Origin of the sequence: Pseudanabaena sp. PCC 6802 (genome assembly GCF_000332175.1) — a bacterium.
Taxonomy (GTDB): domain Bacteria; phylum Cyanobacteriota; class Cyanobacteriia; order Pseudanabaenales; family Pseudanabaenaceae; genus PCC-6802.
The window spans coordinates 1,489,368-1,504,525 of record NZ_KB235914.1 but is presented as its reverse complement, the minus strand read 5'-3'; the positions used below and the strand labels follow the sequence as shown (position 1 = coordinate 1,504,525).

Here is a 15,158-nt window from a genome sequence, read left to right as displayed (position 1 = left end):
TTCTCCTATCCCTACGTGCGGCGACAGAGAACCCAACGTAGGGAAATTGGTGCTTCTCGATCGGCGAGGAATACATCCTTCCCTATAGCCCAATTTTGGAACCATTTGGTTGGCGGCCATGCTTCTGCTGGTAGATGTTCCTGTTCGTAGAGGAAAACCGACTCGTTAGAAAGTACCTGTAGTGGTAGACCAGCCATCACCCCTAGCATCTCTTTAGGCGTGATGATGAAAGACCATTGAACTTGAGATAGTTCGCGCACGGACGTGGTTGGTTCATAACCCGGCAATCCCAGGAAAGAGCTGAATAACAGCAATCCACCAGGTTGAATCGCATCGCACATGCGGACGAGGAACTGACGCACCTGTTCTAAGTTGCGGAAATGAGAAACTATTTCCGACGCGATCGCGAGCTTGTAATGCGATGACTTCAGTGGGATGTTGGGATCGATGACGTTGCCTGTAATTGTGTTAATGGATAGGTCGCCCGCGACCGCCATGTTACTCAGGCGCGTGGCAAATGCTGGCGCTAACTCCAGGGCATCCACGGGAAAGCCCAGCTTCGCCAGGGGTATGGCATTGCGACCGGTGCCCGCACCCACATCGAGAATAGGGGCATTGGCAGGATCGCCTAATTCTTTGATAACCGCCATCACTTTGGCATCGGGATGACTGCCAAATAAAGGCCCCTCCCGCGTTTTCGTCCATTCTTCATATGTCTCTTCTGTGGTTGGCGTGCGGAGGTTGACGCTGAGCTGTAATCCCCCATTTAGACCTAATTCGAGATTAGCTAATTCATATCGAAAGGCCAGTTTAGAATCGGGGGAGGCATTAAATCCCTCCTCTAATTTTTTGGCGATCGCCGTTCTGAGATCGGCCAATTCATCGGCGGAAAAAGTTTGGCCTAGCGCTACGAACAGCCCGGAGATCTGCTGGACGTAGTAGTCCAGAAAGCTGGGAATGCATGGGATAATCAGCTCCCCTGCCACGCTGGTCAGATGTTTTACCCTGTAAGTAGCGGTCTGACCTAAAATTTTGGCATCGGTGACGATTGGTGATGGTTGGTTGGGTTGCGGTGCTTGTGAAACCAAAGATCCTTTCTCCTAGAACGAATATGTGCATATCTGCTCGATCGCGCGGTTGGCTTGATGGCCGTAGCCACCGCCAAATAAGTTGAAATGGTTGAGAATGTGGTAAAGATTGTAGACGGTTTTGCGCCGTTTGTATCCAGAATCTAAAGGGAAAGCCCGATCGTAGGCTTGGTAAAATTGGGCGGGAAATCCACCAAATAGCTCGGTCATGGCAATATCGACTTCGCGATCGCCGAAATATAAAGCCGGATCGAAAATGACGGGTTCGCGATCGCGGCTAAAAGCTGCATTGCCGCCCCACAAATCGCCGTGCACCATAGATGGTAGGGGCTGATAGTCCTGAAACAGATGCGGTATGGCATCAAATAAATCCCGATCGGGCACGCTGGAGTTAAATCCCCGTTTTCGGGCTAGCTGGAGTTGATAACCCAAACGGTGCTGGGTGAGGAATTCGACCCAATTTCTCGTCCACGTATTAATTTGGGGCGTGGAGCCGATCGTGTTGGCTTGCTGCCAGCCAAACCCATCCGGACTGGTAATGCGATGCAGCGCCGCCAGATTTTGCCCCATTAATTCCCAGTTGCCCGCACCACCCAGTTCCAGCCACTCCATGACGATATAAGCGGAGCGCTCGGCTGCACCCCAGCAGATCGGTTGCGGCACGCGGATCGTCTGCGTAGTATACATTTGCCGCAACGCGATCGCTTCTGCTTCAAACATGGCAACTTTACTCGCAGTATTGACTTTGACAAAGTACTGCTGGTAGCGATCTCGAATCAGATATGCCTGGTTGATACTGCCACCACTCACCGATTGGCGATCGAAGTCGCGATCGCTGCCAAATTGCCGACCTGTCGATTGGGATATATGTTTGGTAATTTCAGTCCACATGGAAAAGGAAGTTTGCACGCACGACAAATTAGCATAACAGAGTCGCCCATCTCTTGACTAAACGATTTGACGTACCGAGCGATCGCACTACCGAACGCATCAATAATCTTGCGGTCGAACAGCTCGAAGAATTCGGTCTTGTTCTCCTGGATTTCGCTAACCTGGAGGAATGCGATCGCTAACCACCCATCCTTCCCTTGCCAAGAGGAGGTGCCAGAGGCAGAGGGGGCAAAATTGGGATGCCCCCGATCGCCCCATGCTAAAATCAGTCAATGCGAACTGATACGATCTTCTACCAACTCTTTCTCACATTCCATTCCCTGCTGTTTGAGCTGCTCGGTCAACCATTAGAGAATGCGAATGGCTATCAATTCACCTCAGTCGAGGTTAAAGAAAAAGCATTTCGCTTCGATGGCATCTTTATGCCCGACAGCGTGGAGAAACCCATTTATTTTGTGGAAGTTCAGAGTCAAAACAAGCCAGAATTCTATTGGGAGCTAATTGCCGAAATTAATATCTACCTCAATCAATACAAACCAGTTCAAGATTGGCAGGCTGTCGCCATATTTGCTAAACGCAACCTGGAACCCGAGACATTGTCTGGTTATCAGCAAGAATTGATTGCCAGTGGTCGGATCGTCCGCATCTACCTTGACGAGTTGCCCCCAGGGTCAATCGCAATTAATTTGATTGAACTAATCGTCAGTCAGGAGAAACGTGCCTCAGAACTAGTCACAGAAATAATGCAACGCACCAGGATTGAGATTACCGATGCAGCAGTTCGGCAAGGTATCATAGAATTGCTGGAGACAGTTTTAGTGTCGAAGTTTTCTAAGTTAAGTCGGCAGGAGATAGAGGCAATGTTTCAACTAAGCGATATCAGGCAAACGCGGGTATATCAAGAGGCTAAGCAAGAAGGCAGGCAAGAAGGTAGGCAAGAAGGCAGGCAAGAAGGCAGGCAAGAAGGCGAAGCTAGATTATTACTGCGTCAGTTCTCCAAACGTTTTGGCAAGCTGAGCGATCGCTATGTCCAGGCGATCGATAATCTCGAACTCGAACAACTAGAAGATTTGGGTGAAGCACTGCTGGATTTTGAGAATATCTCTGATTTAGATCGCTGGTTAGAGGTTAGATTTGCAGAGCGCTGAGATTTATGAGAGAGATTTTGCAAGCCATTACAGCAGTGAAAAACTAAAAGTACGGTACCGCAGAACCACCGACAAGATAAAAAGACTGCGGTGGCATCTACTGAGGTTAGTGTCGGAGCGGTAGACGGTCAAGTAAGCAGCACAGACAGTAGGCCTGATAGCACCTCCACAATTAAGTAAGGATGACACAAAGAGTCTTTAATTGTGATAAATGTAATGGGCATGTCATGACATTTGTAACGGTCTGGAAATGACATTTATTAGATGTGGGCAACACGCTAACCCATTTATGATGAACCTCATCCCAAATCCACACGGATTGCCCCCATTTGGATCTAAACGCTAAAGACTTGAGCCATCAATAGAAATTAGCAAGTGTAGGCTTTCAAATCAAAGGGTTAACAACCCAGGATTTGGTATCAATCGTTATTTGTGAAAACATAGCGCTTGATATTCCTTTGTCCAGATTAACCAGGTTTCAATTATGAACATCCCCCAAGCTGCTCGTCAAAACCAGATTGCCTCCCCCAAAGCAAATATGCTGGCGATCGCCGCCGATGTCGAAAACCCTCAGGTGCTAATTTCAGGAGTGCTGCCTGGGACTGAAGTAGTACTGCTGAATGACAGCGAAGACGGCATCGTTCAAATTAGCCGCATCTTGGCAGTAAAACCCGCCCAAACCCTGCATCTGGTTTGTCATGGTTCGTATCATCAGGGCAATGGGCAATTACATCTGGGCAATGTAGTTCTCAATCAAAGTAACTTTGCCCGGTATCAGGAGCAACTCCAAACTTGGGGAGTAAGCGAGCTTGTGCTCTATGCCTGTGAAGTGGGTCAAGACCGAGATTTTATCGCCAATTTGAGCGCACAAACTGGGGCAAGGGTAGCTGCTGCTACGGGCAAGGTGGGAAATGCTGCGCTGGGGGGCAACTGGCAGCTAGCGGATCGAGATGGCAGAATTTTAGCAACCCTTGCCTTTAGCGAACAGACCTGTCAGACCTATCCAGGAGTGCTGGTAAGCTTCAGTAACCAGACTACCTTCGCAGCGGGCAGTAATCCTTATTCCGTAGCGGTGGGGGACTTCAATGGCGATAGCCGTCCCGATCTGGCGGTGGCGAACTTCAATTCCAACAATGTATCAGTGCTACTGGGGAATGGCAGTGGCGGGTTCTCTGCCCAGACCACGTTTGCGACGGGAAATAGTCCTCTTTCCGTGGCGGTGGGGGACTTCAACGGCGATAGCCGCCCCGATCTGGCGCTGGCGAACAGCAGGTCCAACAATGTATCAGTGCTACTGGGGAATGGCAGTGGCGGGTTCTCTGCCCAGACCACCTTCGCGGCGGGAAGTTTTCCTTTTTCCGTGGCGGTGGGGGACTTCAATGGCGATAGCCGTCCCGATCTGGCGCTGGCGAACTTCAATTCCAACAATGTATCAGTGCTACTGGGGAATGGCAGTGGCGGGTTCTCTGCCCAGACCACCTTCGCGGTGGGGGACAGGGCTCCTAGTTCCGTGGCGGTGGGGGACTTCAATGGCGATAGCCGCCCCGATCTGGCGGTGGCGAACCACAATTCCAACACTGTATCAGTGCTACTAGGCAATGGCAGTGGCGGGTTCGCTGCCTCGACTACCTTCGTGGCGGGTAATAACCCTAATTCCGTGGCAGTGGGGGACTTCAATGGCGATAGCCGCCCCGATCTGGCGGTGGCGCTCTTCACCTTCAGCGGTGTTGTATCAGTGCTATTGGGGAATGGCAGTGGCGGGTTTTCTGCCCCGACCACCTTCGCAACGGGAAGTTTTTCTAATTCCGTGGTGGTGGGGGACTTCAATAGCGATAGCCGCCCTGATTTAGCCGTGTCGAACCTTACTTCCAACACTGTATCGGTGCTATTGGGTACGGGCAGTGGTGGTTTCGCGGCCCAGACCACCTTCGCGACGGGAGCTAGTCCTGTCTCCGTGGCGGTGGGGGACTTCAACGGCGATCGCCGCCCCGATTTAGCCGTGTCGAACCGTGATGCCAACAATGTGTCGGTGCTGCTCAATACTACGACTCTGCCTGTTGTTACGATCGCTGCCACCGACCCTAACGCCGCCGAGGCAGGCAGCGACCCTGGCACGTTCAGGATTAGCCGCACGGGCGACACCACCACTCCGTTGGATGTCACCTATACGATTGCGGGTTCTGCTACCAATGGCACCGACTACACCCCCACGCTCGCGGGTACAGCTACGATTCCTATTGGTTCCAGTTTCACTGATGTTACAATCGCGCCTGTTGACGACGCCATTTTTGAAGGTAGCGAAACTGCTATCCTCACACTCGTCGATACTGCCACCTACGACCTTGGCGCGGCTGGTACCGAAACCGCTACCGTCACGATCGCTGACAACGATGCCCAGCCAACTGTCACGCTCGGTCTAACCGGATCGCCATTTTCTGAGAATGGAGGCATAGCGACAGTGACAGCCACACTCTCCAATCCCTCCACACAGGATGTTACGGTAGATCTCGGGTTTACCGGCACTGCCATCAATGGCACCGACTACAATCCATCCGCCAGCACGATTGCGATCGCGGCTGGTAACACTTCAGGTGCGATATCACTCACTGGCATCAATGACACGGTATTTAGAGGTAATAGGACGGCGATTGTTGATATCACAAATGTCACAAATGGAACAGAAAGTGGCACGCAACAGGTAACCGCCACGCTTGCTGACGATGAGGCTCCTTCATTCTCAATCGCGCCCACAAATGCTAGCCAAACTGAGGGTAATACCGGTACCAAGGCTTTCACATTCACTATCTCCCGCTCCAGCAATACCGCTGGTAGTAACAGCGTCAACTGGGCGGTGACGGGTAGCGGTATTAATCCCGCCAATGCGACAGATTTCGGGACGGCTTTTCCCGCAGGCACCGTGAGTTTTACCCCCGGTCAGACTAGCAAGGTGGTGACGGTCAATGTCAAGGGAGATGCGATCGCCGAACCAGACGAAGGATTTAGCGTTACTCTCTCTAACCCCACGAATAATGCTGTGATTGCCACTGGTAGTGCTACGGGGACGATTCTCAATGACGATACGAGTCTGGCGATCGCCGCCGATCCTACCGCCGTGCAAGCAGAAGGAAATAGCGGTGGCACCGCCTTCACCTTTACAGTCACCCGCAGCGGCAACACCACGGGCAGCACTAATGTCAACTGGGCAGTGACGGGTGGCACCACTAATCCCACTAATGCGGCTGATTTCGTTGGTAATGCCTTGCCCAAAGGCATTGTTAGCTTTGCGGCAGGTGAGACAAGCAAGACGGTCGCAGTTAATGTCAATGGCGATACCACATTTGAACCAAATGAGAATTTCGACGTCACCCTATCTACTCCCACTGGAGGAGCCACAATTACCAATGCCAAAGCTACGGGCACGATTCAAAATGACGATCTCGTGAATTTGGCGATTGCGCCCACAAATGCCATCCAAACCGAAGGAAATACTGGGAACAAACCCTTTACTTTTACAGTGACGCGCAGTGGCGATACCACAGGCACCACTTCCGTCAAGTGGGCGGTTGCGGGTAGTGGAGGGAATCCCGCCAATGTCGCAGATTTTGGCACTACTTTGCCCAGCGGCACTTTGAACTTTACCGCCGGTCAAACTAGTCAAGTTATTACAGTGAATGTCAAAGGAGATATCTTGCTAGAGGCAGATGAGGGCTTCACAGTTACTCTTTCAGCCCCTACCCCTGGTACTACGCTCGCTACGGCTAGTGCTACGGGTACGATTCTCAATGATGATACCGTGCCTACATTTGCGATCGCAGCTACGAATGCCAATCAAACCGAAGGCAATTCTGGGAATAAGGCGTTCGCGTTTACAGTGACGCGCACAGGCGATACGACAGGTGTAAATAATGTGAGCTGGACAGTAAGCGGTATAAGTGCCGACTCGACTGATTTTGGCGGTACGCTAGCCTCAAATATACTAAGCTTTACCGCAGGGCAGACCAGTAAGGTTGTCACAGTCAATGTCAGCGGTGATACGGTAGTAGAACCAAATGAGACCTTTTTGGTTACTCTCTCAAACGCGACCAATGGAGCGATTATTGGTACTAGCTCTGCAACAGGTACGATTATCAACGACGACATTATTGTCGGTAGTGCAGGCAACGATCCTCTCACTGGCAGTGCAGGCAATGACACGATTTCGGGCTTAGCAGGTTCCGATACGTTATCCGGTCTAGCAGGGAATGATTCCATTGATGGCGGAGCGGGTAACGATTTTCTGACTGGAGGCTTGGGTAACGATACTCTGCTGGGTGGCACTGAAAATGACACGCTGAATGGAGTCGATCCCACCAGTGGATTTGGACAGGGAGAAATCGATAGATTAACTGGCGGAACAGGAAGCGATCGCTTTATCCTGGCTGATAGCACCAGAACTTACTACCTTGGTAATGGGATATCCGACTATGCCCTCATTACTGACTTTGGTGCTGGCGATCTGATTCAAGTCCATGCGAGCGAACCATTGACGATTGGTGGAGCCAGACCGCCAGGGATCGCTTCCGGCACGGCGCTTTATCTCGGCTCGGATCTGGTTGCCGTGGTGCAGGGTAACGTTCCCACAGCACTCTCTTTCATTGCGGTTTAAGCCCAGGCTGATGCGAAATAAGGGGCGATCGCTAGAGACAGTTTTAGTGTCGAAGTTTTCTAAGTTAAGTCAGCATGAGATAGAGGCAATGTTTCAACTAAGCGATATCAGGCAAACGCGGGTATATAGCGGTTTTCAGATGAAAACGAGAAGGGGGTTTGGGGGCGTTGCCCCCAAGAAGGGGTTCCACCCCTTCACCCCGTCAATAAAATCCGTTCTCAATTGAAAAACGCTATAGCGATCGCTTATCTAAAGGTAACGGATTCCTAGTACAAATAGCTGATAAAGGCTGGCGATCGCTGTGATTAAGAATTAGTGAAAAGAATGGGGTATCAATCGTTATTTGGGGATAATATATGGCAATTGCTGCCCTTATTCTAGATTAACGAGGCTTCGATCGTGAACATCTCCCAACCTGCTCTGCAAAACCAGATTGTCTCTCCCAAAACAAACATGCTGGTGGCGATCGCCTCAAATGTCAAAGATCCTGAAGTACTGATGTCGGGGTTGCAACCAGGCGCTGAGGTGTTACTGTTGGGCGATCGCGAAGACAGTCTCACTCAAATTAGCCGCCGATTGGCATTAAGGCAGGCAACACAGCAACCCGTTTCAGCGCTGCACGTTGTTTGTCATGGCAGTTATGAGGATGGGGTTGGGCGATTGCACCTGGGCAATGGCAGACTGGATCGAGGCAATCTGAACCAGTATCAGGAGCAGTTCCAAACTTGGGGAATTAGCGAACTTGCCCTCTATGCCTGCGAAGTGGGATGCGATCGAGATCTGATTGCCCAACTCAGCGAACAAACTGGAGCGAGGGTGGCGGCGGCTACGGGAAAAGTCGGTCGTGCAGACCTGGGTGGTAACTGGCAGCTAGAGGATCGCCATGGCAACCGACTGGAAACGCTTGCCTTTAGCGATCGGACCTGTCAGGTATATCCAGGCGTGCTGGTGAGTTTCAGTGCCCAAACCACCTTCACTGCTGGATCTGGAGCCAATTCGGTGGCGGTGGGTGACTTCAATGGCGATGGCCGCCCCGATTTAGCCGTAACGAATTTTTTGGGCGACAGTGTATCGGTGCTGTTGGGAAATGGTAGCGGTGGCTTCAGCGCTCAGACCACCTTCGCGGCGGGAGGTCGGCCTGATTCCGTAGTGGTGGGAGACTTCAATGGCGATGGTCGCCCCGATTTAGTCGTGGCAAATGAAGATTTCGACAATGTCGTATCAGTGCTATTGGGGAATGGCAGTGGTGGCTTTAGCGCCCAAACTACCTTCGCGGTGGGAAGTCAGCCCGTTAACGTGGCAGTAGGTGACTTTAATGGCGATAGCCGCCTCGATTTAGCCGTGGCGAACCGCGATTCCAACGATGTATGGGTGCTGTTGGGGAATGGTAGTGGCGGCTTTGTGGCACCGACTGCCTTCACGGTGGGAACTCAGCCTTATGACATAGCGGTGGGAGACTTCAATGGCGACGGTCGCCTCGACTTAGCCGTGGTGAATTATGGCTCCAATAATGTATCGGTGCTGTTGGGGAATGGTAGTGGCGGCTTTGTTTCCCGGACCTCCTTTGCCGTAGGAACTCAGCCTTTTTCCGTGGCGGTGGGAGACTTCAATGGCGACGGTCGCCTCGACTTAGCCGTGACGAACGATGGCTCCAACAATGTATCGGTGCTGTTGGGAAATGGTAGTGGCGGCTTCGGTGCCCAGTCTACCTTCGCAGTGGGAGATGTTGCTCGTTCCCTGGTAGTGGGTGACTTCAATGGCGATGGGCCTGCTGACTTAGCTATGGCGGGACTTGGTTTCTATAATGCCTCGGTGCTATTGGGGAATGGTAATGGTGGCTTCAGTACCCTGACTACTTTCGCGACGGGAAATCGTCCTGTTGGACTGGTGGCGGGTGACTTCAATGGCGATGGCAAGCCCGATCTAGCGACGGCGAACTTCTTTTCCAATAACGTGTCGGTGCTGCTCAATACTACGGTTTCCGCTCTCCCCATCGTTACGATCGCTGCCCCCGACCCCAATGCCGCCGAAGCAGGGCTTAACCCCGGCACGTTCAGGATTAATCGCACGGGCAACACCAGCACCGCGTTGAATGTCTCCTATACGATCGCAGGGACGGCTACCAACGGCACCGACTACACCCCCACACTCACAGGTACGGCCACGATCCCGGTCGGTTCCAGCACGGTCGATGTCACAATTACCCCAGTTGACGATGCGATTACTGAAGGTAGCGAAACGGTCGCGATCGCGCTTACCGATACCGCCACCTATGACCTCGGTGCTGCTGGTACTGAAACCGCCTCTGTTACGATCGCAGATAACAATACCCCACCAACGGTCGCGCTCGGTCTGAGCGGATCGCCATTTGCCGAAAATGGAGGGGTGGCGACAGTGATGGCGACGCTTTCCAATCCCTCCGCGCAGGATGTCACGGTCAACCTCGGCTTTAGCGGCACTGGTACCAGAGGTACCGACTACAATCCATCTACCAGCACGATTACAATTCCGGCTGGTAGCACGACGGGTTCGATAACGCTCACTGGCATTAACGATGCCACATTTGAAGGGAATGAGACGGCAATCGTCGATATCGCTAGCGTCACGAATGGGACAGAAAACGGCACACAACAAGTTACTGCCACGATCGCAGACGACGATAGCGCTCCTACGGTTACGCTCGGTCTGAGCGGATCGCCATTTGCCGAAAATGGAGGGGTAGCAACGGTAACGGCAACGCTCTCCAATCCCTCGACGCAGATTGTCACGGTCAATCTCAGCTTTAGCGGCTCTGCCACCGGAAATACCGACTACAGAATCCCAGTCGACACCAGGATTATAATCCCGGCTGGGAGGACGACGGGTTCTATCTCCCTCGTTGGCATTAACGATGCCACATTTGAAGGGAATGAGACGGCGATCGTCGCGATCTCTAGCGTTACAAATGGGACAGAAAACGGCACGCAACAAGTTACCGCCACAATTGCCGACGACGAAAGTGCTCCTACGGTCACGCTCGGTCTGAGCGGATCGCCATTCCCCGAGAACGGAGGGGCGGCAACGGTGACAGCGACGCTCTCCAACCCTTCCACGCAGAACGTCACGGTCAATCTTGGCTTTAGCGGCACTGCCACCAAAGATATCGACTACAATTCATCCGCCAACACGATTACAATCCCGGCTGGTAGCATGACGGGTTCGATAACGCTCTCTGGCATTAACGATATCATTGCAGAAGGGAATGAGACGGCGATCGTCGATATCACTGGTGTGACGAATGGGGCAGAGAACGGCACGCAGCAAGTCACTGCCACAATAATTGATGGTACTGGCAGTAATAGTCCCCTCATCGTCACGCAACCTACCGATAATGGGTTGGGGGATACGCTGAACACGCTGAGTTGGGCGATCGCTCAAGCTAATGCCAGAAGTGGCGATGATACGGTAACTTTCCAAACCAACGTGAGATTTACCGCCGTACCGAAAGTCACAATCGATAGCAATATCAGATTCATCGGCGGCAATTTTACCGTCAGTGGGGATGTCAACAATAATTCCATTAACGACAGTGGAGACGTGCGTCCATTCTTTGTCCAATCTGGAACAGTGACCTTGTCTGACCTCACAATTTCAGGCGGTCGGGCTAGAGGCGGCAACGGCGGCTCTGGAGTTCCTGGTGGCGGCGGTGGTGCTGGTATGGGTGGGGGATTGTTTATTAACGGTGGTAACGTCACGCTCGATAACGTCACATTTCTTGGCAACACCGCGATCGGTGGTAACGGCGGCACTAATAATATTAGTGGGTTAATCGGCGGTGGCGGTGGCGGTGGCGCTGGTGGTAATGGGGGAAGCGGTGGTGGAACTGGTAACTTCGGTGGCGGTGGCGGTGGTTTAGTAGGTAATGGAGGTAACGGGGGCGGCAGCAATCCAGGCCAGTCAGGTGGTGGCGGGGGGGGCACGATTGGCAACGGTGGTAATGCGTCTACTGGAGCTGGAGGGACTGGTGGCGTAACTGGCGGTGGCACTGGCGCTACTGAAGCTTCTAGAGGCGGCCAGAGCAATATCCCCGCTCAGGCCGGTAGTTTTGGTGGTGGCGGTGGTGGCGGTGGTGGTGGTTTTGTTGATGCTGGTGCTGCTGGCGGCGACTTCGGCGGCGGTGGCGGTAGTGCTTCTGGTGCTGGTGCTGGTGGTTTTGGTGGTGGCGGTGGTGGTGCTGGTGGTACTGGTGGTACTGGTGGTTTTGGTGGTGGTGGTGGTAGTGGTATTAGTGGTTTTGGTGCTGGTGGTTTTGGTGGTGGTGCTGGCGGTCGCGATAGTGCTGCTAATCTTATTGGTGGCGGTGGCGCGGGCTTTGGTGGTGCTGTATTCGTCAGAGCCGGTAGCCTTACCCTTACCAATACCAACCTTTTTAATGGCAACGCTACTGGTGGTACTGGAGCTAATAGCGGACAGGGTAAGGGCGGTGCCATCTTTAACCTCGGCGGTACGGTCACGGCTAATGGTCAATTCTCCATCGCGGGCAGCAATGCCGCCAATAATGCCAATACCAATCCCACGGTTGGTGACGGCATCACAGTCAACGATAACGATGACATCTATGGCACGATTGTCTTCGATAGCATCATTCCGGCTGTCAATCTCTCCGTTTCACCCAGTACGGGCACGGAAGCAGACAGAACCGCAATTACTGTGACTGCCACTGCGTCGCAAGCAGTGGTAGGTAACCAAACTGTGAACCTGGCTCTCAGCGGTACGGGGGTCACCGCTGGCGATTTCACGGGCATCATTCCCACCCAAATTACCATTCCCGCCGGACAAACATCCAGCTCCTTCACAGTCAACGTCAACGATGATGCTCTAGTGGAAGGATTGGAGACAGCTACCTTTACGATTTCTAATCCCTCAGCGGGAATAGTGCTCGGTGCCACGACGATCGGCAATGTGGCGATCGCCGATAACGATTTCCGTACCGTTAATCTCTCCGTTTCACCTAGTACGGGCACGGAAGCAGACAGAACCGCAATTACTGTGACTGCTACTGCTTCACAACCAGTGGTAGGGGATCAGACTGTGAATTTGGCTCTCAGCGGTACGGGGATTACCCCTAGCGATTTCACGAGAGCGGGGATTCCTTTCGCCAATTTTCCCGCCCAAATTACCATTCCCAACGGACAAATAGCTGGGGCCTTCACGATCAACGTCAACGACGATGCTCTAGTGGAAGGATTGGAGACAGCTACCTTTACGATTTCCAATCCCTCAGCGGGAATTGTGCTTGGTGCCACAACGACTGGCAATGTGGCGATCGCCGACAACGATTTCCCTGCCGTTAATCTCTCCGTTTCACCCAGCACGGGCACAGAAGCAGGCAGAACCACAATTACCGTGACTGCAACGGCTGGGCGCGCCGTGGCAGGAGATCAAACTGTAAACGTGGCTCTCAGCGGTACGGGGGTTACTGCTAGCGATTTTACGGGTAATATTCCCACCCAAATTACCATTCCCAGCGGACAAACATCCGGCTCCTTTACGGTCAACATCAACGATGATGCTGCGACTGAAGGACTGGAAACAGCCACCTTTACGATCGCCAATCCCTCAGCGGGAATTGTGCTCGGTGCTACAACGACCGGCAATGTGGCGATTACCGACAACGATGTCCCTGTCAACCTCTCCGTTTCACCCAGTATAGGTACGGAAGCAGGCAGAACCGCAATTACTGTGACTGCTACAGCTGCGCAAGCAGTGGTAGGGGATCAGACCGTGAACGTGGCACTTAGCGGTACGGGGGTCACTGCTAGCGATTTCACGGGCACCATTCCCACCCAAATTACCATTCCCAGCGGACAAACATCCAGATCCTTCACGGTCAACGTCAACGACGATACCGCGATCGAAGGACCAGAGACAGCTACCTTTACGATTTCCAATCCCTCAGCGGGAATTGTCCTCGGTACTACAACTACACGCAATGTTGCGATTATCGACAACGACATCGAGCTAGCGATCGCGGCGGCAAATGCCATCCAAACGGAAGGGAACAGCGGCACCAAAGCCTTCACGTTCGCGGTCACCCGCACTGGCGATAGAAGTGGAACCACCACAGCCGCCTGGACAGTAGCAGGAACGGGAACCAATCCCGCCGATGTCGCTGATTTTAGCAGCACGACGGGTACGGTGAGCTTCGCCGCCAACGAGACTACCAAAACCATCACCGTTGCAGTCAACGGCGACACGGTAATAGAAGCCGATGAGGACTTTACCATCACGCTCTCCAATCCATCCAGTCCCGCCACGATTACTACTGCTACGGCGACAGGTACGATTCAGAATGATGATGCGAATTTGGCGATCGCCGCCGATGCTAGTGCCACTGCAACCGAAGGCAATAGCGGTACCAAAGCTTTCACCTTCACAGTGACGCGATCGGGCGATAACAGTAGCACCGCCTCGGCTAATTGGGCAGTGACGGGTTCGGGAGCGAATCCCGCCAATGCTGCTGACTTCGGCGGGGCGCTTCCCACGGGCACGGTCAACTTCGCTGCCAATGAGACCAGCAAAACGATTACCGTAAACGTCAGCGGTGACACCACAGTAGAACCAGATGAGAACTTCACTGTCACACTCTCCAACCCATCTGGAGCAAACATTACTACCGCTACTGCGACTGGTACGATTCAAAACGACGACGCAGGCTTAGCGATCGCCGCCGATGCCAGCGCTACCCAAACGGAAGGTAACAGCGGCACCAAAGCCTTCACCTTCACAGTGAACCGCACCGGAGATGCCAGCGGTACTGCCTCCGCAGCATGGACAGTAGCAGGATCGGGTGGGAATCCTGCCAATGCGACTGACTTCGGTGGCACGCTTCCCACGGGCACGGTCAACTTCGCTGCCAATGAGACCAGCAAAACGATTACCGTAAACGTCAGCGGTGACACGACTGTCGAACTAGATGAGAACTTTACGGTGACTCTCTCCGACGCATCTGGAGCAAACATTACTACCGCTACTGCGACTGGTACGATTCAAAACGACGACGTTATCCGCTCAGGCTTCGCCATAACTGCCGTCAACGCCAGCCAAACAGAAGGTAATTCTGGCTATAAAAATTTCACATTTAATGTCAGTCGCAATGTCAATATCAACAATTTTGCACTGGTAAACTATGCCGTCAGCGGCAGCGGCACCAATCCTGCCAATGTCGATGACTTTGGCGGTTTCTTCCCCTCTAGTTATCTTTCCTTCTTCGCAGGACAAACCAGCCAGATCCTGAATATCCAGGTACGAGGAGATATTGTTAACGAGCTGGATGAGGACTTCACCGTGACGCTCGTCAGCACTTCAGATGGATCGCCGATCGCTATACCAACTGCACCAGGCACA

6 protein-coding genes are annotated in these 15,158 nt (G+C 52.8%); 4 read left to right on the top strand and 2 right to left on the bottom strand.

The genetic code is table 11. The features are described from left to right. Positions 1-11 precede the first annotated feature (11 nt). Both PSE6802_RS0112110 and PSE6802_RS0112105 read right to left on the bottom strand, forming a co-directional pair. Positions 12-1,088 carry a class I SAM-dependent methyltransferase gene (locus PSE6802_RS0112110; RefSeq protein WP_019500326.1) on the bottom strand — a complete coding sequence of 359 codons (1,077 nt, stop codon included), beginning with the start codon at positions 1,086-1,088 and terminating at the stop codon, positions 12-14. A gap of 12 nt (positions 1,089-1,100) precedes the next feature. After that, positions 1,101-1,979, bottom strand: a complete 879-nt coding sequence (locus tag PSE6802_RS0112105; RefSeq protein ID WP_019500325.1) for a fructosamine kinase family protein — start codon at positions 1,977-1,979, stop codon at positions 1,101-1,103. A gap of 53 nt (positions 1,980-2,032) precedes the next feature. On the opposite strand from PSE6802_RS0112105, the gene PSE6802_RS31965 reads away from it, so the two are divergent. The 4 genes from PSE6802_RS31965 to PSE6802_RS35345 form a co-directional block, all read left to right on the top strand. Further along, positions 2,033-2,161 carry a DUF4351 domain-containing protein gene (locus PSE6802_RS31965; RefSeq protein WP_019500324.1) on the top strand — a complete coding sequence of 43 codons (129 nt, stop codon included), beginning with the start codon at positions 2,033-2,035 and terminating at the stop codon, positions 2,159-2,161. A 90-nt stretch (positions 2,162-2,251) separates the two neighbouring features. Next, a complete protein-coding gene (locus tag PSE6802_RS0112095) occupies positions 2,252-3,127 on the top strand; it encodes an Rpn family recombination-promoting nuclease/putative transposase (protein WP_019500323.1) in 876 nt (291 codons plus the stop codon). Positions 3,128-3,611: 484 nt separating this feature from the next. Next, on the top strand, positions 3,612-7,772 hold the full coding sequence (locus PSE6802_RS31065; RefSeq protein WP_019500322.1) for an FG-GAP-like repeat-containing protein: 4,161 nt from the start codon (positions 3,612-3,614) through the stop codon (positions 7,770-7,772). Between the two features lie 399 nt (positions 7,773-8,171). Further along, a partial coding sequence (locus PSE6802_RS35345) for a Calx-beta domain-containing protein (RefSeq protein WP_156815503.1) occupies positions 8,172-15,158 on the top strand: 6,987 nt, incomplete at its 3' end.